The sequence below is a fragment of the Stenotrophomonas indicatrix genome (genome assembly GCF_050573115.1).
GTDB classification, from domain to species: Bacteria; Pseudomonadota; Gammaproteobacteria; order Xanthomonadales; family Xanthomonadaceae; genus Stenotrophomonas; species Stenotrophomonas lactitubi_A.
This window is the reverse complement of sequence record NZ_JBNYZT010000002.1, coordinates 65,750-84,728: the sequence shown is the minus strand read 5'-3', so window position 1 is coordinate 84,728 and position 18,979 is coordinate 65,750. Positions and strand designations below refer to the sequence as shown.

The window sequence follows — 18,979 nt, the reverse complement described above, 5'->3', positions numbered from 1 at the left end:
CCAGTTACGCCGCCCGCTGAACGGGGGTTCGATTCGAGAATAACACAGGGCCGGAAGGACATCAGTCCATCCGACCCCGCAGGAACGGGGCCTGCCATGGCCCCGTGAGTGCCGGTCAGCCGGCCTGGATCGACTCTTCCGGACGACGCTCCAGGACCTGGTCGACCAGGCCGTAGGCGACCGCATCGACCGCGCTCTTGAAGTTGTCGCGCTCGGTATCACGCGCGATGGTCTCCAGCGACTGGCCGGTGTGCTTGGCCAGCACTTCGTTCAGGCGCGCACGCAGGGTCAGGATCTCGCGTGCGTGGATGTCGATGTCGGTGGCCTGGCCCTGGAAGCCGCCCAGCGGCTGGTGGATCATCACCCGCGAGTTCGGCAGCGCATAGCGCTTGCCGGCTGCACCGGAAGCCAGCAGCAGCGCGCCCATCGAGGCGGCCTGGCCGACGCAGATGGTGCTCACGTCCGGCTTGATGTACTGCATGGTGTCGTAGATCGCCATGCCGGCGGTGACCACGCCACCCGGCGAGTTGATGTAGATGCTGATGTCCTTTTCCGGGTTTTCCGCTTCCAGGAACAGCAGCTGCGCCACCACCACGTTGGCCATGTGATCGTCGATCGGGCCCACCAGGAAGATCAGGCGCTCCTTCAACAGGCGCGAATAGATGTCGTAGGCACGCTCGCCGCGGCTGGTCTGCTCGACCACCATGGGAACCATGTTCAGGGCTTTGGTTCGGTTGTCCATTTCGTGAGGTACCTATCTTGGGGGGAAACAACCCCGCGCCAGGGCTGGCGCGGGGCATCCGGGGATCCGCCCGGGATTACTGGCGGATCGCGTCCTGGAACGACAGCTTTTCTTCAGTGTGCTGGGCGCGCTCGGCGATCCAGTCGATCACCTGCTCTTCCATCACGCGGTTCTGCAGGCCAGACATCAGCTGGGGGTCGTTGCGGTACATCTCAATGACCTGTTCCGGCTCTTCATAGGTCGAGGCGATCAGGCGCATCGTTTCATTCAGGCGCTTCGGCTCCAGGCGCAGGTCGTTGCTGCGGGCCACTTCGCCGACCACCAGACCGACCAGCACGCGCTTGGCAGCAGCGTCCTTGAAGCCTTCGTGGGCATCGGCCGGGATCTCGCCCGGGTTGCGGCCGCTGCGGCGGATCTGCTCGACCTGCTGGGCCAGCATGGCGCGGGCTTCGTTCTCGACCAGGCGCGGCGGCATTTCCACCGAAGCGTAGGCCGCGATCAGCTGCTCGCCGACTTCACGACGCAGGCGATTCATCAGCGCGCCCTTGAGCTCGCGCTCGAGGTTGGCACGGATGTCGCTGCGGAACTGCTCGACGTCGCCGCCCTTCACGCCGAAGCTCTTGATGAAGGCTTCATCGACCGCCGGCACGACCGGCTCGGAGACGTCGGTGACCTTGACGGTGACCTGCACGGTCTTGCCCGCCAGCGCCGGCACGCGCCAGTCAGCCGGGAACTCGACGTCCAGGGTCTTCTCTTCGTCCTTGGTCATGCCGACCAGGCCCTGCTCGATGGTCTCGAACATCATGCCCTGGCCGAGCACGATGCTGCCCTTCTCGGTGCCTTCCGCCGGCAGGCGCTCGTCACCGGCCTGCGACCAGGTTTCCAGTGCAACCAGGTCGCCGTCCTGCGCGGCACGGGTAACCGGCGACCAGCTGCGACGCTGGGTCTGCAGGTTCTCGATCATCTGGTCGATGTCGGCATCGGTGATCTCGGCGGTGTGGCGCACGACGGTCAGCTTGCTGACGTCGATGTCACCGAAGTCCGGCACCACTTCGACGGTGGCCACGAAGGAGAACTCACCCTCGTCACCCTTGTCGATGCGCGGGCTGCCGACGATGCGCAGGTCGTGCTCGCGCACGGCCGCGTCGAAGGTTTCGCGCAGCAGGCCATCCAGCGCCTCGCCACGGACCTGCGCGCCGAAGCGCTGCTCGATCACCTTGGCCGGCACTTTGCCCGGACGGAAACCCTTGATACGGGTGGTGCGGGCGATTTCGCCCAGGCGGCCGTTGATGTGGCTCTGCAGACGGTCTTCCGGCAGCGAGAAGCTCAGGCGGCGTTCCAGGTTGCCGATGGTTTCGATCGAAGCTTGCATGTTGACTCCTGCCACCGGTGGCGCCCTGGCCCCCGGCTCGATGATGGATGAAACGGTTGTAAGGACACGACGTCGATGACGCGCCTGCTTGCCGCAGCCCTTTAGTTTCGCCCAATTCGGGCGGCGCCGCCAGCATGGCGGGGCGCAGGGGTTGACGCGGAATGCCCGACTGGGCGGGGGACGGGCCGGCCTGGTGCGAAAGGGGGGACTCGAACCCCCACGCCTTGCGGCACTGGAACCTAAATCCAGGGCGTCTACCAATTCCGCCACTTTCGCGTGGCCGGCTCAGGCGTTCATTGTTGCAGGCGGGGGCGGAAAGCGGAAGGCTTCCACAAAACTGAATACGACAAGAGGCGATGAAAGCGGCCCGGGCGGCGAATGCCGGCCCGGACCATCGGATCAGTGCGCGGGTTGCGCCGGCGCCGACGCCGCACCGTCGCTACCCTGCGCCGCATCACGCTTGCGGATCTCAAGCGTCGAGCCATCGTCGGAGCGCCTCAATTCAACCGCATCTGCGGGCACCCCCTCCCCCGTCGCCTGGGCTGGACGCATTGCCGTCGCTGCGTCGACCGGTTGCGCGGGGACATGCTCGGCATCGGCCGCGCGCTCCACTGTCTGCGCGTGATCCGGCGCGGCCCCGGCAGTGGCGGCGTCGTCCGCCCTGCAGCCCGACAGGGCGACCACCACCACGCTGGACAGGATCACGCCCACGCTCTTGTTGACTGCCATCGAAGCACTCCTCATGCATGCGCCTTCGGCGCGGAACACCTATTGGGAGCGATGCCGGCGGCAACCGGTGAGAAGCAGCTCACAGCATTGAACATGCCGATGACGCATTTGACGCTGATTTCAGCCGCGCTTCAGTAGATCGACGCCATGCGTGGCGTGTGTGCTTCGTGCGGTCTTCCACGCATGGCGTAGACCTGCCGATGCGGTCGCAGGCAAGAAAAAAGCCACTTGGCGGACCAAGTGGCTTTCGTCTGGTGGGCTGTCAAGGATTCGAACCTTGGACCTATTGATTAAGAGTCAACTGCTCTACCAACTGAGCTAACAGCCCGAAATCGGGGGGCGAATTATGACCCGATCCGCGAGGGCGTTGCAAGTACTTTCTTCAACTTCATTGAAACAAGCACTGCAACCGGCGATCCATCGCGAAGGGTTACATCTGAAGAAAAAAGCCACCGGGCGAACCCGATGGCTTCTGTCTTGGTGGGCTGTCAAGGATTCGAACCTTGGACCTATTGATTAAGAGTCAACTGCTCTACCAACTGAGCTAACAGCCCTTGAAACTCAGACGCACATTGTAGCGTGCACTCTGTTTATTGCAATACCGTTTCGGCGCTGCCGATGCGGTTGAATCAGTGGGGTGGCTGAGGGGATTCGAACCCCCGACCACCGGAATCACAATCCGGTACTCTAACCAACTGAGCTACAGCCACCACTGAAACTTTCGCTTCACCGTCGATGCTGCCGACGCTGACGCTTTATACATTGCCCGAGGACTGTCACCGAAGTTCCGGTCCGCCGAAGCGAGTCCGACATTCTGGTGGAGTCGCCAGGCTTTTGCAAGCACTTCTTCACATCCGCCAGCTGCGTTCCGGTGTCGCACCAATGGCGCGCCCGACAGGAATCGAACCTGTAACCGCCGGCTTAGAAGGCCGGTGCTCTATCCAGTTGAGCTACGGGCGCCCGAACCGGAACGGCGTCCAATCCGACGTGATGTGGATTGGTCGGGGTAGAGGGATTCGAACCCCCGACATCCTGCTCCCAAAGCAGGCGCGCTACCAGACTGCGCTATACCCCGGTGTTGCAATCCCCTCGGGCCTGGACCCGGGGAGCTGACCATTGTGGCCAAGCGCCGTGCGAACTGTCAACGCGCAATCCCCGCCCTGCCCCGCCATGACCACAGCGTACGCAGCCATCGGCTATGCTCGCAGCCATCGGCCGGATGGCCGAATCGCCCCCTTTTCGCACGGAGAACTCGCATGCGCAGCGGCAACCCGGCTCTTTCAGAGTCGACCTTCCTCGATCTGGCCAGTGGTTCGGTGGTATCCAGCCCCGGCCAGGTAATGACCCTCAACGGCACCGTCAACAAGACCGGCTTCCTGCTGCTGCTGACAGTGCTGACTGCAGCGTTTGCCTGGAACCAGACCGTAGACGACTATGGCCAGGTGATGGCCGGCGCCAAGCTGTACGCCATGGGCGGGGCTATCGGTGGCCTGGTGCTGGCACTGATCACCGTGTTCAAGAAGGAATGGTCGCCGGTCACCGCACCGATGTATGCGCTGGTGGAGGGCCTGTTCCTGGGCGCCATCTCGGCCGTGTTCAACATGAAGTTCCCGGGCATCGTGTTCCAGGCGGTGCTGCTGACCTTCGGCACCTTGTTCGCGCTGCTGTTCGCTTACCGCAGCGGCCTGATCAAGGCTACCGAGAACTTCAAGCTCGGCGTGGTCGCCGCCACCGGCGGCATCGCCCTGCTGTACCTGGCCTCGTTCGTGCTGGGCTTCTTCAACATCAACGTGCCGGTGATCCATGACGCCAGCTGGCTGGGCATCGCCTTCAGCCTGTTCGTGGTGGTCGTGGCCGCGCTGAACCTGGTGCTGGATTTCGACTTCATCGAAACCGGCGTGGCCCAGCGCGCGCCGAAGTACATGGAATGGTATGGCGCATTCGGCCTGATGGTGACCCTGGTCTGGCTGTATGTGGAGTTCCTGCGCCTGCTGTCGAAGATCCAGCAGCGCTGATCCAGTCCATGCCGTAAACGACAAGGCCGCGGTCCGTCGGGATCGCGGCCTTTTTTGTAGCGTCGAGCACGCTCGACTCCCGCGGAAACACGCCCATGGCAGACCCCACCCCTCCCCGCTTCCACAGCTATCGCCCGGCCGATGGCCATCGCCTGCCACACGATCCGTTCAACGCCATCATCGGCCCCCGCCCCATCGGCTGGATCTGCAGTCGTGATGCCGACAGCAATGTGAACCTGGCGCCCTACAGCTTCTTCAACGCGTTCAACTACACGCCGCCGATCATTGGTTTCAGCAGCCAGGGCCGCAAGGACTCGCTGCGCAACATCGAAGCCACCGGCGAGTTCGTCTGGAACCTCGCCACATTCGACCTGGCCCAGGCAATGAACGAGAGCTGCCGCGCAGTCGCGCCAGACGTGGACGAGTTCGTCCTGGCCGGGCTGACACCACTGGCCTCGGAGCAGGTTGCTCCGCCGCGCGTGGCGCAGAGCCCGGTGAGCATGGAGTGCCGCTGCACGCAGATCGTGCGTCTGCGTGATGCGGCCGGCAATGACACCGATGGCTGGCTGGTACTGGGAGAAGTGGTCGCCGTGCATATCGATACGCGGTTGCTCGTCGACGGCATCTACGACACTGCAGCGAGCGACACCATCCTGCGCGGCGGCGGACCGGCCGACTATTTCCGGATCACCGCCGAGCAACGCTTCCGCATGCTGCGGCCCGCCTGAGCCCTCATCCCGCCGCCCCGCGGGACAGCAGCAACGGCAGCGACGAGGCCAGCATGGCAACGCCGGAGGCCGTCAACAGCCCCAGCACGATCTGCCGGAAACGCACTTCACTGATACCGACATACAGCTTCGCTCCCAGCAGCGTTGGCACCAGCATCGCCGGCGCGACGATGGCGAAGTACGGCAGCATCTGCAGGGTGACCATGCCGGTACCGACATAGGTGGCCATGGTCACCGCCAGCATCGCCAGGTTGAAGTTCTGGATGACCGCGCGCTGCTCGTCCTTGCCGAAGCCACGCAGCGTGCTCCACAGCGTCGGTACCGGTCCGGCGAAGCCACCGATGCCACTGAGCACACCGCCGGCCATACCGGCCAGCGCGTCGCCGAACCGGCCGCCAACGGTGACCCGTGGCAACGAACGCGCCATCAGCATCACCGGGCACCACAGCGCAAGGAATCCTCCCAGCAGCGCCTTGAACCAGACCATGTCCAGCTGCGGCAGCACCAGCACGCCAAGCGGAATGCCCGCCAACCCACCGAGCACGAACGGCAGCAGCAGGCGCAGGTTGAAGCCACGGCGCACGGTGAACACCGCCAGCAACTGGCCGACCAGCGCGCCGAACACCGAAAGCGTCGCCGCAAGCCGGGGATCCAGCCCCCACGCCCAGAACGACATCGCGACCATGCCGAACGCGAAACCCGACAGGCCCTGTACGAAGCCCGCGACGATCGCGCCCAACGCGACCAGCAGATACACCGACTCCATCCCCACTCCTCACCGCTGCCGTGCGACTACCCTGCCGCACCCGACGCTGCAGCGTAATGCGCGGCCAGATGATCGACCAGCGCCCGCACCTTCGGCGCCAGCGCGCGTGCATGCGGGTACAGCGCGAAATAGCAGCGCGGGCCGCCGTGCCACTGGGGCAGCACGCGGATCAGGCGACCACTGCGCAGATCCTCCTGCACGGTAAGTGCAGTGAACAGGGTGATCCCCAGACCGGCCAGCGTGGCGGCGTACAGCGCGGGTGTCGCGTCTACGCGCAGGCGTTGGCCAGCCTCGACCGTGGCGATGACGCCCCTCGGCCCGTGCAGGTGCCACGGCGCGATCGCCGCGGTCGGACTGAATGCCAGCAATGCGTGCCGCTGCAGATCGGCCACCTGCCGCGGCAATCCATGGCGCGCCAGATAGGCCGGTGCGGCGACGAGAATGCGCGGGCAACGGGCGAGTTCCCGCGCGACCAGCTGACTATCCGGCAGTGAAGGCGCGATGCGCAGGGCGAGATCGAAACCGCCTCCGACGACATCGACGAGCTGATCGTCAGCGGACAGATCCAGCGCCACCTCGGGGTAGCGTTGCAGGAAGGAGGGCAACCAGTGCGGCAGCTCCTGGCTGGCGACGACCTGCGGCACGCTGATCCGCAACCGACCACTGGGCTGCGCCTGGCCGGCGCGTGCGCGATCGTCGGCGGCCTCCAGGCGATCAAGCAGCGCCACGGCCTCCCGATGGTAGTCGCGCCCGGCCTCGGTCAGCGACAGCCGCCGGCTATTGCGATCCAGCAGCCGCACCTGCAGGTGCTCTTCAAGTTGACGCAACTGCCGCGACATCGCCGAATGGGTGGTCCCCAGGCGCTCAGCGGCCGCGGTGAAGCTGCCGGCGTCAACGATCGCGCGCAACGCACGCAGGGCAACGAAATGATCCATCGGCGGGCAACTCCGGTTGGCGGGACCCGCTGGGTGCGGACCCCGCCAGCTTATCAAGCACCATCGCCCGCCTTGTGCACCGGCAAGGCGAGCAGCGCATCGGTGGTCACGACATCACCAAAGGCGTCCTCGATCTGCGCCAGTGATGCCTCGTGCAGCGCCCGATGCCCGATCTTCTGGCCGCTGGCCAGATCCAGATCGCGGCTGGCCGTGGCATCGGAGGCGACGATCACCCGATAGCCGCGCGGAGCTGCAGCGGCATCACGTGCAGCACCGGCAACGCAGGCATGGGTCTGCAGGCCAGTGACGATCAGGGTGTCGATACCGGCGTCCTTCAGAGCCTTGTCCAATACCGCTGCCGAGGCACCCGCGAACACGCTGACGTTGTCCTTCTGCACCACGGCCTCGCCCTTGCGCGGTTGCATGTCACGGTGGAAGGCGGCATTGACGCTGCCCTGCGCGAACAGCGGCGCGCCGGCCGGCAGCACGTGCTGCACATGGATCACGCGGATGCCGTTGGCATCGGCGAACTGCACCACGCGGCGCGCCTGATGCAGCGCGGCCACGCCATCGGGAATCACCATGCGGCCGCCAGCAAAACCCTGTGCAGCGCCGGCATCGAAGTACTCGTTCTGGAAATCGATCACCAGCACGGCAGTCTTCGCAGCATCGAGCGAAGCCAGCGATGGCGCACCGGCCATGTGGCGGATGGTGGGATGGGCCGGTTCGGCGGCGATGACGGGGGCAACGGCGGCCATGCCGATCAGACTGGCCAGGCCAAAGGCGGTGAGGTTCATGGGAGAGCTCCTGTGCGGTGGAAAGTGGGCACAGGATGCGGAGCACAGGACGCACGAACCAGCCATGTACGGGAACATGATCTGTGCGGAACATGCACAGACGATTGGTTGTGGCGTCGACGCTACGGGGTCAGCTTTGTCCCATTGAGCCGCACGATCATCGCGTGGTCGCGGCCCAACACGACGTCGGCGGTGTTGCGGCCAGCGCGCTTGGCATGCTCCAGGTTTGCCGGATACTTCACCGGTACTCCGGCCAGCGTATGGACGTGCTGGGCAGGAGGATGCCGGCTCCTGATGATGAACTCCGCGCAGGAGCCTTCCAACAGATACACAGGTGCGCCTGGCGGGAACTCGATCAAGCGCAGTGCCCGCGCCTCGGACTGGCGCAGGGTCCGGACCGCCGCCGCATGCTGCCGCAGGCGACGCAGCGCGCGCTGCGCACGGGACCAGGGCCAGTAGAAGACGAAGTAGATGGCCACAGCCAGAACGTAAACGGCAGCAGCCGCCAGGATCCACACAGCCGTCTCAGGCATCCATAACATCCTGTCGGTGAAAAATGCGCAGCTCAAAACGCAGACGGGCCGTACAAGGACGGCCCGTCTGCAACTACCCGAGGCCCTGCGGGAAATCGCCTGCGACGATCTCCAGCAAGACAGCCGGCCGCTTACAGGCGGCTGGCGATCGCCTTGGCGAAGCCCATCGTGTTGCCGGTACCGCCGAGGTCGCCGGTCAGCGAATCCTTGGCTTCCAGCGTGGCGACGATGGCCTTGCGCAGGCGCTCGGCATTTTCCGGCTGGCCGACATGGTCCAGCATCTGTGCCGCTGCCAGCAGCAGGGCGCACGGATTGGCCTTGCCCTGGCCGGCGATGTCCGGCGCGGTGCCGTGCACGGCTTCGAAGATCGCCGCGTTCTCACCGATGTTGGCACCCGGGGCCAGGCCCAGGCCACCGACCAGACCGGCACACAGGTCGGAGATGATGTCGCCGAACAGGTTGGTGGTGACGATGATGTCGAACTGTTCCGGACGCATCACCAACTGCATGCAGCAGTTGTCGACGATCATTTCCTGGAACTCGATGTCCGGATACTTGGCCGCCACTTCGCGCGCCACGGCCAGGAACAGGCCCGAGGTCGACTTGATGATGTTGGCCTTGTGCACGGCGGTGACCTTCTTGCGGCCGGTGCTGCGGGCCAGCTCGAAGGCGTAACGCACGATGCGCTCGGAGCCCTTGCGGGTGATGCGGGTGCCGGAGAACGCGGTCTCGCCGTCGGCCGACACTTCCTGGCCTTCGGCCAGGTACGCGCCTTCGGTGTTCTCACGAACGGTGATCAGGTCGACGTTGCTGAAACGCGACTTGGTGTTCGGGAAGGTGTGGGCCGGACGCACGTTGGCGTACAGGTCGAAGTGGCGGCGCAGGCTGACGTTGATCGAGGTGAAGCCACCACCGACCGGCGTGGTCAGCGGGCTCTTCAGCGCGACCTTGTTGCGCGCGATCGATTCCAGGGTCACCGCCGGCATCAGATCGCCGTGCTTCTCCAGGGCCACCAGGCCGGCGTCGGCGTCTTCGTACTCCAGGCCAGTCTTGAGCTGGTCGAGCACGAACAGGGTGGCGTCCATGATTTCCGGGCCAATGCCGTCGCCGCGGATGACCGTAATTTTCTGCGTCATTGATCGATGTTCCGAACAGGGGGAAAAACGCCGTCCGGACGTGCCCGGAAACGCCGGCGCAAAGGAAGTTTCACCCGCAATTATGCCTGAGCCGGGGCCGAGGTCCCAAATAGACCATGGTCCCAGTCCCCGGCTCAGGCAGAATTGCCCTCGCATTCCTCCTCTACCCCCACCTGTCGGCGCGCCCCTTCAACAAGAAGGGGCTCCTGGGCGGGAAGATCGCGGGTAGTGCCGGCCGCTGGCCGGCAACCTCGGCCGATTTGGGTCCACTGGATGCCGGCCAGCGGCCGGCACTACCAGATAGCCCGGTTCCGGTAGCGTCCGGGCTCAGTGTTCGTGCGCGGCCGGGGCGGCGGCGCCGCCTTCCAGCTGGTCGAGGAAGTCCACGGCGCGGCGCAGGTGCGGGATCACGATCGAACCGCCGACCACCAGGCCGACCGAGAAGGTCTCGAAGAACTCTTCACGGGTGACCCCGGCGTCCTTGCACTGGGCCACGTGGTAGCTGATGCAGTCGTCGCAGCGCAGCACCATCGAGGCCACCAGGCCCAGCAGCTCCTTGGTCTTCACATCCAGCGCGCCGGCCTGGTAGGTCTGCGTGTCCAGCGCGAAGAAGCGGCGCACCACCTGGTTCGGCTCGCCCAGGATGCGTTCATTCATGCGCTTGCGGAAGTCGGTGAACTCGGCGATACGGTCCTTGCTGCCGTCGTCGGCCGCGCTCATGCCTGGCCCTGCCCGGCCAGCAGCGGCTCGAGCTTGCCTTCACGGTGCAGGGCCATCATGTCGTCGTAGCCGCCGACATGGACGTCGCCCACAAAGATCTGCGGGACGCTGGTACGGCGGGTCTTGGCCATCATCTTCTCGCGCTCGACCGGGTCCAGGTCGATGCGGACCTCGGTCCATTGCTGGCCCTTGCTCTTGAGGAAGTTCTTGGCGGCCACGCAGTACGGGCAGACGGCGGTGGAATAGATGGTGATGGCGGGGGTAGCGCCGGCGGACTGGGCTGTCACGGGAAACTCCACGATGGATCGACGGTCCATATATGGTACCGGTGCGCTGGAATTTCCACGCCACGCCCGCAACACTGTGGATTGATTAACGAATGGTTGCCCCCTGCCCTGCCACGCTGGGCAAACTCTGCCCGAGGATCGATCGCTTGCGACCCCTGCTGCTCACCGCTGCCCTCACCCTGGCCCTGGCCGCCCCGCTGGCGCAGGCCCAGGAGAAGCTGCCGGACATCGGCTCCTCGGCGGGCGAACTGCTGACCCCGGCCCGCCAGGCCGAGTACGGCGCGATGATGCTGCGCGAGCTGCGCAACTACGGCTACCTGCTGGACGATCCACTGGTCAACGACTGGCTGCAGACCATGGGCACCCGCCTTGGCTCCAACAGCGACCAGCCGCGCCAGCCCTACACGTTCTTCGTGATGAAGGACCGCCAGATCAATGCCTTCGCCACCCTCGGCGGCTATATCGGCGTCAATGCCGGCCTGGTGCTGACGGCCGAGCGCGAGGACGAGGTGGCGGCGGTGCTGTCGCACGAAATCGCCCACGTCACCCAACAGCACGTGCTGCGCGGGGTCGAGCGCGCCCAGCGCGACCAGATCCCGATCCTGCTGGGCATGCTGGCGGCGGTGGTCGCCGCCCAGGCCAGCAACAGCTCCTCCTCGGGCAACGCCACCATGGCGGCGATCAGCTCGGGCATGGGCCTGATGCAGCAGCGGCAGATCGACTACACCCGCTCCAATGAATCCGAGGCTGACCGGCTGGGCATCCGTACACTGTCGCGCAGCGGCTACGACGTGGATGCGATGGCCGGCTTCTTCGAGCGCATGTCCTCGGCCATGCGCGGAAACGATGGCGGCTACAGCGTTCCCGACTTCCTGCGCACCCACCCGGTCAACACCACCCGCATCAGCGAGGCCAAGGCCCGCGCAGAACAGATGAAGAAGGACACGGTGCTGCTGACCACGCGCACGCCCAGCGGCGAGCGCAGGGAACGGGTGGACCCGGCCGACCCGACCCTGGGCGATCCGCTGCTGCGCGGCATCAACCCGCTGTTGCCCAGCAGCGTGCTGCGGGTTCCGGTCGGCCAGCTCAGCCGCGGCGCCAGTGGTGATTTCAACTGGGCCCGTGAACGCCTGCGCGTGCTCAGTGCCGACAGCGCCGCCGAACTGGAACGCGAGTACGCCGATCTTGCGCGGCGGCAGAAGGACGGCCTGGATGACGCCCAGCGTTACGGCCAGGCACTGGCCACGATGCGTGGCGGCCGCAACGGTGCCAGCCAGGCCCGGCAGACCCTCACCGATCTGCTGAAGACCCATCCGGACAGCCTGTGGGTCGCCCTGGCCCTGGCCGAGGCGGAATCGCGCACCGGCCAATCAGCCCAGGCCAACGTGCACTTCGAGCAGCTGCTGCACGAGCACCCCAACAGCCGGCCGGTGGCCCTGACCTATGCCGAGATCCTGAACGAGCAGGGCGGCCAGGCTGCGGGTCAGCGCGCGCAGGCGATGCTGCGTCCGCTGCTGTCGCAAAGCGGTAACGATCCGGTCTTCCAGCAGCGCTACGCCCGCGCCAGTGAACTGGCCGGCGACAGTGTCCGCGCCAGCGAGGCCTATGCCGAGGCGGCATTCCTGGGCGGGCGCCCGGAACAGGCCCTGATGCAGCTGCAGGCACTCAAGCGCAACCCCGCCCTGGACTACGTGGGCAGGGCGCGGGTGGATGCGCGGATCGAGTCGATCACGCCCACCGTCCTGGAGCTGCGTCGGCAGGGTGTGCAGGACCCGGACCTGGACCGCCGCTGAGTACGGCATGACCGGCAGATGGCAGGAATGCCAGATGCCGGCCAGGTAGTCACAAACATGTCATCAAACCGTAGTCTACTGGCACCACTCCAGTAACTGAGCCCTACGGTGCCCTCGTGCAGAAACGCATCCTGATCGTCGATGACGAGCCCGCGATCCGCGAAATGGTCGCTTTCGCCCTTCGCAAGGGCGATTACGAACCTGTCCACGCCGGTGACGCCCGCGAGGCCCAGACCGCCATCGCCGACCGCGTCCCCGACCTGATCCTGCTGGACTGGATGCTGCCTGGCACCAGCGGCCTGGACCTAGCCCGGCGCTGGCGCAAGGAAACCCTCACCCGCGAAGTGCCGATCATCATGCTGACCGCACGCGGCGAAGAGAACGACCGCGTCGGCGGCCTCGAAGCCGGTGTGGACGACTACGTGGTCAAGCCGTTCTCGGCGCGCGAGCTGCTGGCCCGGATCCGCGCGGTCATGCGCCGCGCCCGCGACGATGACGAGGACGGCAGCGTGGCCGTGGGCTCGATCCGTATCGACGGCGCCGCCCATCGCGTGTTCGCCAACGACCAGCCGGTGCCGATCGGCCCGACCGAATACCGTCTGCTGCACTTCTTCATGACCCACCCCGAGCGCGTGTACACCCGTGCGCAGCTGCTGGACCACGTGTGGGGCGGCAGCGTGTATGTGGAAGAACGCACCATCGACGTCCATATCCGCCGCCTGCGCAAGACGCTGGAACCGTTCAACGCCGAGAACATGGTGCAGACCGTGCGCGGCGCCGGTTACCGCTTCTCCACCGCAACCTGAGCCTCGTCGTGCCGGTGCCGTGCACCCCACGGTGCCGGCGTCGGCAACTCTGCTATAACCCTCGGTTCACCTGCGTGAACCGCCGCAACCCACGACGAGACCGCAATGCCCCGCCACATCCGCTCTGCCTGGTTGAAGACACTGGCCACCGTGGCCATCGTGTTGCTGTTGGCCGGTCTGGTCGGATGGTTCACTGGCCACCTGTGGCTGTGCATCGCGCTGGCGGCACTGGCGACGCTGGTCTGGCACTACTGGCGGCTGCGTCGCGTGCTGCGCCGCCTGACCGCGCGCCAGCGCTGGGATACCGCCGCCGAAGGCACCGGCGTCTGGAACGAGCTGGACCGCCTGCTGTACCGCAATCAGGTCGAGATGCGCGTGCGCAAGCGGCGCCTGCTGGACATGCTGCGCAGCTATCGCGCCGCCGCCGCCGCGCTGCCCGACGCCGTGGTGGTGCTGGACCGCAACAGCCAGCGCGTGCAGTGGTTCAACGAAGCGGCCACGGCGCTGCTCGGTCTGCACCATCCCGGCGATCTGGGTGAAGCCCTGGTCGAACGCCTGCAGCCGATGCCGCTTGCCCACTGGCTGGCCGGTGGCCGCAACGCCGAACCGATTCTGGACGTGCCTTCGCCGGTCGATCCTGCGATCCGCCTGAACCTGCGCCTGATTCCCTATTCGTCCGACTACTGGCTGCTGATCGCCCGCGACGTCAGCAAGCTGCTGCGCCTGGAACAGGTGCGCCGCGACTTCGTGGCCAACGTTTCACACGAACTGCGCACCCCGCTCACCGTGGTCCACGGCTACCTGGACATGATGGACCCGGAGGATTTCCCGGGAACTGGACCGATGCTGGAAGAAATGCGCAAGCAGAGCCAGCGCATGGCCCAGCTGGTGGAGGACCTGTTGACCCTGTCGCGGCTGGAATCGCAGGAACACAGCGAGGCCGAGACGGTGGCCATGCAGCCCATGCTGGCCACGCTGCGCCGCGAAGCCGAGGCGCACAGCCAGGGCCGCCACCAGATCAGCATCGACGACCTGGCCGGCGTGGACCTGCAGGGCTCGACCAAGGAACTGCACAGCGCCTTCTCCAACCTGGTCACCAACGCGGTGCGCTACACCCCGGCCGGTGGCCGCATCGCGGTGGAGTTCCGCCGCGAGGGCGACGGCGTGGTGCTGGCGGTGCGTGACACCGGCTACGGCATTCCTGCCACGCACCTGCCGCGCCTGACCGAACGTTTTTACCGTGTCTCCAGCAGCCGCTCGCGCGAAAGCGGCGGCACCGGCCTGGGCCTGTCGATCGTCAAGCACATTCTCGGTCTGCACCACGCACGCCTGGAAATCGACAGCGAGGTCGGCAAGGGCTCGGTGTTCGCCTGCCATTTCGATGCCGACCACGTGCGACCGCGTGAGTCCGCCCCCCTGACCTCCTTCGAAGAATGACGCCATGAGCAGCCTCGGATCCCTCCCCCTCCCCGTGAGCACGGACAGCGATCCGTTGCGCGACCCGGCGCTGTACATCAACCGCGAACTGTCGCAGCTGGATTTCAACTTCCGCGTGCTGGCGCAGGCGATGGATCCGCAGGTGCCGCTGCTGGAGCGCCTGCGCTTCATGTGCATCTCCTGCACCAACCTGGATGAATTCTTCGAGATCCGTGCCGCTGCGGTCCGCCATGCGCAGGAGTTCGGCCTGCCGCCGGCACCGGATGGCATGAGCCCGCAGGCCATTCTCAATGCCATCCACGAGCGCGCCGCCGAGCTGGTCGACCAGCAGTACCGCTGCTGGAACCAGACGCTGCGTCCGGCGCTGATGGAGGCCGGTATCGGCGTGCTCGGCCGCAACTCCTGGACCCACCGCCAGAAGCGCTGGCTGCGTGCCTACTTCCGCAACGAGATCATGCCGGTGCTGTCGCCGCTGGGCCTGGACCCGGTGCATCCGTTCCCGAAGATCCTCAACAAGTCGCTGAACATCGTGGTGGTGCTGAAGGGCACCGATGCGTTCGGCCGCACCGGCCACCTGGCCATCGTGCGTGCGCCGCGTTCGCTGCCGCGGATCATCCAGCTGCCGGAAAAACTCGGTGGCCCGCAGAACTTCGTGTTCCTGTCCTCGGTGCTGTCCACCTTCGTGGACGAATTGTTCCCGGGCCTGGAAGTGCTGGGCGCCTATCAGTTCCGTGTCACCCGCAACTCCGAGCTGGTGGTGGATGAGGAGGAAGTGGAAAACCTGGCATTGGCCCTGCGCGACGAGCTGGTGGACCGTGGCTATCGTCCTGCGGTGCGCCTGGAAATCGCCCACGACATGCCGCGCGACATTGTCCGCACCCTGCTGCAGAACTTCGGGCTGACCGAGAACGCGGTGTACCGCATCGATGGACCGGTCAACCTCAACCGCATCATCCAGCTGTACGACCTGATCGCGCAGCCAGACCTGAAGTATCCGCCGATGACCCCGCGCACCCTGCGCGATAGCGACGGCATCTTCGAGACCACCGCACGCAAGGACCTGCTGCTGCACCACCCCTTTGACGCGTTCGCTGCGGTGCTGGACCTGATACGTCAGGCCGCGCTGGATCCGAACGTGCTGGCGATCAAGCAGACCCTGTACCGCACCGGCAAGGACTCCTTGATCGTCGATGCCCTGATCCAGGCCGCACGCGCCGGCAAGGACGTGACCGTGGTGGTCGAGCTGCGCGCGCGGTTCGATGAAGAAGCCAACCTCGGCCTGGCCGATCGGCTGCAGGAAGCCGGCGTGCAGGTGGTATACGGCGTGGTCGGCTACAAGACCCACGCCAAGATGCTGCTGATCGTGCGCCGCGAAGGCCGCAAGCTGCGCCGCTACGTGCACCTGGGCACCGGCAATTACCACAGCGGTACCGCACGCGCGTACACCGACCTGAGCCTGATCACCGCCGATGCCGACATCGGCAACGACGTGCACCTGCTGTTCCAGCAGTTGTCCGGGCTGGCGTCGAAGATGAAGCTCAAGCGCCTGCTGCAGTCGCCCTTCACCCTGCACACCGGGATCCTGGCGAGGATCGAGCGCGAGACACGCGTCGCTGCCGCCGGGCGACCGGCGCGGATCATCGCCAAGATGAACGCCCTCAATGAGCCGCAGGTGATCCGTGCGCTGTACGCCGCCTCGCAGGCGGGGGTGCAGATCGACCTGATCATCCGCGGCGCCTGCACCTTGCGCCCGGGCGTACCCGGGGTGTCGGACAACATTCGCGTGCGCTCGATCGTTGGCCGCTTCCTCGAGCACAGCCGCGTGTACTGGTTCGGCAACGACGGTGCGCCGGAGCTGTACTGCGCCAGCGCCGACTGGCTGGAACGCAACCTGCTGCGACGTGTAGAGACCTGCTTCCCGATCCTTGACCCGGCGCTGGCAAAGCGGGTCTATCGCGAAGTGCTGCAGAACTATCTGGACGACAACCTCAACGCCTGGGAGCTGGATGCCGAGGGCATCTACCACAAGCGCACCCCGGCCCACGACGAAGCCCCGCATTCGGCACAGATGGCGTTGATGCAGGGACTTTGATCCGGTAGGTGCCGACCTTGGTCGACACGTTTCGATTCATCCACGCATGGCGTGGATCTACTGTGTCGACCAAGGTCGACACCTACCAAGAGCAGCCCACGCCATTCCGACAGATCGTGGAAATCTGTCGAAGGCGGGGTGGGTCCGGTTGCGGGGGCGTGAGCGCCATGGATGGCGCGACCGAGCTTACAGGGACGTACTTGCAGCGTCCCCCGCAACCGGACCCACCCCGCCCTCCCACGGATACCCCGCTTTTGACGTTGACGTTGATTCGGCGGGTGCAGGGCGCAGCCCTGCCGCACCCCCACCACAAAATGTGAAGGCCACGCGGTGACGAGTTCACCGCCCCTTCGGCTAACATTCGCCCATGCCGCATACCACCACGACTCCGCCCGCATTGCAGGATGGCGACCTGCTGGCCGCCATCGACCTTGGCTCCAATAGTTTCCACATGGTCATCGCGCGTTACACGCTTGGCCAGCTGCGGGTGATCGACCGCCTGCGCGAGACCGTGCGCATGGCCGACGGCCTGGACGGCAAGGGCGGACTCTCCGCAGCAGCGCGGCAGCGCGCGCTGGAGTGCCTGGCCCGGTTCGGCCAGCGCATCCGCAACGTCCCGCCACATCGCGTGCGTGCACTGGCCACCAATACCGTGCGCCAGCTGCGTTCGCCGCAGGCCTTCCTGATGCCGGCCGAAACCGCGCTCGGGCATGCCATCGAAGTGGTCAGTGGCCGCGAAGAGGCGCGACTGATCTATCTGGGCGTGGCCCATGCGCAACCGCCCAAGCCCGACCAGCACCGCTTGGTCATCGACATCGGCGGCGGCTCGACCGAGTTCATCATCGGCAAGGGTATGCAGACCCTGGAGCGCGAGAGCCTGCAGGCCGGCTGCATCGCCAGCACCCGTCGCTTTTTCCCGGGCGGCAAACTCAGCAAGAAGCGCTGGAAGGATGCACTGGCCGAGATCGGCCGGGAGTTCCAGCCCTTCGCCAGCAAATACCGCGCGCTGGGCTGGCAGGAGGCGCTGGGGTCGTCCGGCACCCACAAGGCCATCAGCGAAATCTGCGCGACGATGAAGCTGAGCAAGGGCGCGATCACGGCCGAGGCGTTGCCCCAGCTCCGCGATGAGCTGCTGAAGGCCAAGAAGATCGACGACATCGTGCTGCCCGGCCTGTCCAGCGATCGCCGCCCGATCATCGCCGGCGGCATCCTGGTACTGGAGGCCGCCTTCCAGGCGCTGGGCCTGGAGAAGCTGCTGGTCAGCAAGGCGGCGATGCGCGAGGGCATCCTCTATGACATCCTCGGCCGTGCCGGTGACAACGACCCGCGCGATGAATCGGTGGCCGCCCTCACCCATCGCTATGGCATCGATACGGTGCAGGCCGGCCGCGTGCAGGACACCGCACTGTCGTTGCTGGAGCAGGTGCAGGAACGCTGGAAGCTGGACGCCGATGATGCACGCATGCTCGGCTGGGCCGCACGCCTGCATGAGCTGGGGTTGATGATCGCCCACAGCGGTTACCACGTGCATGGCAGCTACGTGCTGGAGAACTCGGACATCGCCGGCTTCTCGCGGCAGGAGCAGCAGATGCTGGCGACGCTGGTACGCAATCACCGCCGCGGCATCAGCAAGACCGCCTTCGATGCCATTCCCGAGCGCCTGCTGCTGACGGCACGACGCCTGGTTGCCCTGCTGCGCCTGGCGGTACTGCTCAACCGCGCGCATGAAGACGCACCGCTGCCGTTGCTGGAGCTGACCGCCGACGACAGCCGCCTGTCGCTGATCGTGCCGCAGGCCTTCATCGATGCGCGGCCGCTGCTGCGCGCCGACCTGATCGGCGAGACCGAAGGCATCGCCGGGCTGGGCATCCAGTTCCGTCCGTTCGTGGTCTGAGCAGGACCGGGACGCCTGCCATCGGCCGACGGCGCCTGATTACATTTCGTTACAGTTCGCGCAATCGACCGCCAATTCCTGCTGCAACGCAGCAGTTGGCGGAGGCGGTGTGCGCCTCGCCCTGACGTAAACCCCTGCTTTTGTTCACGTTTGGTGAAAGCGCGCGATGCGTAACGACACAAACCGACACGCGCTCT

General features: G+C 65.9%; 17 protein-coding genes and 6 tRNA genes. 7 read left to right on the top strand and 16 right to left on the bottom strand.

Annotated elements, in window-relative coordinates; genetic code table 11:
* Positions 1 to 115: 115 nt before the first annotated feature.
* From clpP to ACQ5SA_RS06215, 9 genes are all read right to left on the bottom strand, one after another.
* Positions 116 to 742, bottom strand: coding sequence for an ATP-dependent Clp endopeptidase proteolytic subunit ClpP (gene clpP / locus ACQ5SA_RS06255; protein ID WP_025878142.1), 627 nt, complete (start codon positions 740 to 742; stop codon positions 116 to 118).
* A gap of 76 nt (positions 743 to 818) precedes the next feature.
* Positions 819 to 2,114 carry a trigger factor gene (gene tig / locus ACQ5SA_RS06250; protein WP_089239108.1) on the bottom strand — a complete coding sequence of 432 codons (1,296 nt, stop codon included), beginning with the start codon at positions 2,112 to 2,114 and terminating at the stop codon, positions 819 to 821.
* A gap of 191 nt (positions 2,115 to 2,305) precedes the next feature.
* Positions 2,306 to 2,390 (bottom strand) — tRNA-Leu (locus ACQ5SA_RS06245).
* Positions 2,391 to 2,513: 123 nt separating this feature from the next.
* Entirely contained in the window at positions 2,514 to 2,843 is a 330-nt protein-coding gene (locus ACQ5SA_RS06240) for a hypothetical protein (RefSeq protein WP_230112917.1), read from the bottom strand.
* Positions 2,844 to 3,095: 252 nt separating this feature from the next.
* Positions 3,096 to 3,171 (bottom strand) — tRNA-Lys (locus ACQ5SA_RS06235).
* Between the two features lie 150 nt (positions 3,172 to 3,321).
* Positions 3,322 to 3,397, bottom strand: a tRNA-Lys gene (locus tag ACQ5SA_RS06230).
* Positions 3,398 to 3,476: 79 nt separating this feature from the next.
* Positions 3,477 to 3,553, bottom strand: a tRNA-His gene (locus tag ACQ5SA_RS06225).
* Between the two features lie 173 nt (positions 3,554 to 3,726).
* A tRNA-Arg gene (locus tag ACQ5SA_RS06220) sits at positions 3,727 to 3,803 on the bottom strand.
* A gap of 38 nt (positions 3,804 to 3,841) precedes the next feature.
* Positions 3,842 to 3,918, bottom strand: a tRNA-Pro gene (locus ACQ5SA_RS06215).
* A 181-nt stretch (positions 3,919 to 4,099) separates the two neighbouring features.
* Here ACQ5SA_RS06215 and ACQ5SA_RS06210 point away from each other — a divergent pair.
* On the top strand, positions 4,100 to 4,858 hold the full coding sequence (locus ACQ5SA_RS06210) for a Bax inhibitor-1/YccA family protein (RefSeq protein WP_353100058.1): 759 nt from the start codon (positions 4,100 to 4,102) through the stop codon (positions 4,856 to 4,858).
* A 95-nt stretch (positions 4,859 to 4,953) separates the two neighbouring features.
* Positions 4,954 to 5,586, top strand: coding sequence for a flavin reductase family protein (locus tag ACQ5SA_RS06205; RefSeq protein ID WP_499313490.1), 633 nt, complete (start codon positions 4,954 to 4,956; stop codon positions 5,584 to 5,586).
* Positions 5,587 to 5,590: 4 nt separating this feature from the next.
* On the opposite strand, the gene ACQ5SA_RS06200 is transcribed toward ACQ5SA_RS06205, so the two are convergent.
* The 7 genes from ACQ5SA_RS06200 to grxC all read right to left on the bottom strand — a co-directional run bounded on the left by ACQ5SA_RS06200 (position 5,591) and on the right by grxC (position 10,760).
* Positions 5,591 to 6,352 (bottom strand): sulfite exporter TauE/SafE family protein, encoded by a 762-nt coding sequence (locus ACQ5SA_RS06200; RefSeq protein ID WP_363730099.1) that lies wholly within the window; start codon positions 6,350 to 6,352, stop codon positions 5,591 to 5,593.
* Positions 6,353 to 6,378: 26 nt separating this feature from the next.
* A complete protein-coding gene (locus ACQ5SA_RS06195) occupies positions 6,379 to 7,287 on the bottom strand; it encodes a LysR family transcriptional regulator (protein ID WP_499313482.1) in 909 nt (302 codons plus the stop codon).
* A gap of 53 nt (positions 7,288 to 7,340) precedes the next feature.
* Positions 7,341 to 8,084 carry a cysteine hydrolase family protein gene (locus ACQ5SA_RS06190; RefSeq protein WP_499313480.1) on the bottom strand — a complete coding sequence of 248 codons (744 nt, stop codon included), beginning with the start codon at positions 8,082 to 8,084 and terminating at the stop codon, positions 7,341 to 7,343.
* A gap of 122 nt (positions 8,085 to 8,206) precedes the next feature.
* The gene (locus tag ACQ5SA_RS06185) at positions 8,207 to 8,617 is read right to left on the bottom strand and encodes a hypothetical protein (RefSeq protein ID WP_499313476.1); all 411 of its coding nucleotides are present in this window, start codon (positions 8,615 to 8,617) and stop codon (positions 8,207 to 8,209) included.
* Between the two features lie 131 nt (positions 8,618 to 8,748).
* Positions 8,749 to 9,753, bottom strand: coding sequence for an isocitrate dehydrogenase (locus ACQ5SA_RS06180; protein WP_230112922.1), 1,005 nt, complete (start codon positions 9,751 to 9,753; stop codon positions 8,749 to 8,751).
* 327 nt (positions 9,754 to 10,080) lie between these two features.
* The gene (locus ACQ5SA_RS06175; RefSeq protein WP_005408260.1) at positions 10,081 to 10,473 is read right to left on the bottom strand and encodes a carboxymuconolactone decarboxylase family protein; all 393 of its coding nucleotides are present in this window, start codon (positions 10,471 to 10,473) and stop codon (positions 10,081 to 10,083) included.
* The gene (gene grxC, locus ACQ5SA_RS06170; RefSeq protein ID WP_025878124.1) at positions 10,470 to 10,760 is read right to left on the bottom strand and encodes a glutaredoxin 3; all 291 of its coding nucleotides are present in this window, start codon (positions 10,758 to 10,760) and stop codon (positions 10,470 to 10,472) included. The genes ACQ5SA_RS06175 and grxC overlap by 4 nt, the downstream gene beginning before the upstream one ends.
* A gap of 146 nt (positions 10,761 to 10,906) precedes the next feature.
* On the opposite strand from grxC, the gene ACQ5SA_RS06165 reads away from it, so the two are divergent.
* The 5 genes from ACQ5SA_RS06165 (at position 10,907) to ppx (ending at position 18,782) form a co-directional block, all read left to right on the top strand.
* Entirely contained in the window at positions 10,907 to 12,553 is a 1,647-nt protein-coding gene (locus tag ACQ5SA_RS06165) for a M48 family metalloprotease (RefSeq protein WP_499313468.1), read from the top strand.
* Positions 12,554 to 12,669: 116 nt separating this feature from the next.
* Positions 12,670 to 13,359 (top strand): phosphate regulon transcriptional regulator PhoB, encoded by a 690-nt coding sequence (gene phoB, locus ACQ5SA_RS06160; RefSeq protein WP_089239076.1) that lies wholly within the window; start codon positions 12,670 to 12,672, stop codon positions 13,357 to 13,359.
* Between the two features lie 105 nt (positions 13,360 to 13,464).
* Complete coding sequence (gene phoR / locus ACQ5SA_RS06155; protein WP_089239075.1) at positions 13,465 to 14,796, top strand: phosphate regulon sensor histidine kinase PhoR; 1,332 nt, start codon at positions 13,465 to 13,467, stop codon at positions 14,794 to 14,796.
* Between the two features lie 4 nt (positions 14,797 to 14,800).
* Positions 14,801 to 16,888, top strand: a complete 2,088-nt coding sequence (ppk1, locus tag ACQ5SA_RS06150) for a polyphosphate kinase 1 (RefSeq protein ID WP_499313466.1) — start codon at positions 14,801 to 14,803, stop codon at positions 16,886 to 16,888.
* Between the two features lie 367 nt (positions 16,889 to 17,255).
* Positions 17,256 to 18,782 (top strand): exopolyphosphatase, encoded by a 1,527-nt coding sequence (ppx, locus tag ACQ5SA_RS06145; protein ID WP_353102082.1) that lies wholly within the window; start codon positions 17,256 to 17,258, stop codon positions 18,780 to 18,782.
* The last annotated feature ends 197 nt before the right edge of the window (positions 18,783 to 18,979 follow it).

Coding starts and splice junctions, on each gene's coding strand:
- clpP (WP_025878142.1), bottom strand. CDS start 742: ATGGACAACCGAACCAAAGCCCTGAACATGGTTCCCATGGTGGTCGAG.
- tig (WP_089239108.1), bottom strand. CDS start 2,114: ATGCAAGCTTCGATCGAAACCATCGGCAACCTGGAACGCCGCCTGAGC.
- ACQ5SA_RS06240 (WP_230112917.1), bottom strand. CDS start 2,843: ATGGCAGTCAACAAGAGCGTGGGCGTGATCCTGTCCAGCGTGGTGGTG.
- ACQ5SA_RS06210 (WP_353100058.1), top strand. CDS start 4,100: ATGCGCAGCGGCAACCCGGCTCTTTCAGAGTCGACCTTCCTCGATCTG.
- ACQ5SA_RS06205 (WP_499313490.1), top strand. CDS start 4,954: ATGGCAGACCCCACCCCTCCCCGCTTCCACAGCTATCGCCCGGCCGAT.
- ACQ5SA_RS06200 (WP_363730099.1), bottom strand. CDS start 6,352: ATGGAGTCGGTGTATCTGCTGGTCGCGTTGGGCGCGATCGTCGCGGGC.
- ACQ5SA_RS06195 (WP_499313482.1), bottom strand. CDS start 7,287: ATGGATCATTTCGTTGCCCTGCGTGCGTTGCGCGCGATCGTTGACGCC.
- ACQ5SA_RS06190 (WP_499313480.1), bottom strand. CDS start 8,084: ATGAACCTCACCGCCTTTGGCCTGGCCAGTCTGATCGGCATGGCCGCC.
- ACQ5SA_RS06185 (WP_499313476.1), bottom strand. CDS start 8,617: ATGCCTGAGACGGCTGTGTGGATCCTGGCGGCTGCTGCCGTTTACGTT.
- ACQ5SA_RS06180 (WP_230112922.1), bottom strand. CDS start 9,753: ATGACGCAGAAAATTACGGTCATCCGCGGCGACGGCATTGGCCCGGAA.
- ACQ5SA_RS06175 (WP_005408260.1), bottom strand. CDS start 10,473: ATGAGCGCGGCCGACGACGGCAGCAAGGACCGTATCGCCGAGTTCACC.
- phoR (WP_089239075.1), top strand. CDS start 13,465: ATGCCCCGCCACATCCGCTCTGCCTGGTTGAAGACACTGGCCACCGTG.
- ppk1 (WP_499313466.1), top strand. CDS start 14,801: ATGAGCAGCCTCGGATCCCTCCCCCTCCCCGTGAGCACGGACAGCGAT.
- ppx (WP_353102082.1), top strand. CDS start 17,256: ATGCCGCATACCACCACGACTCCGCCCGCATTGCAGGATGGCGACCTG.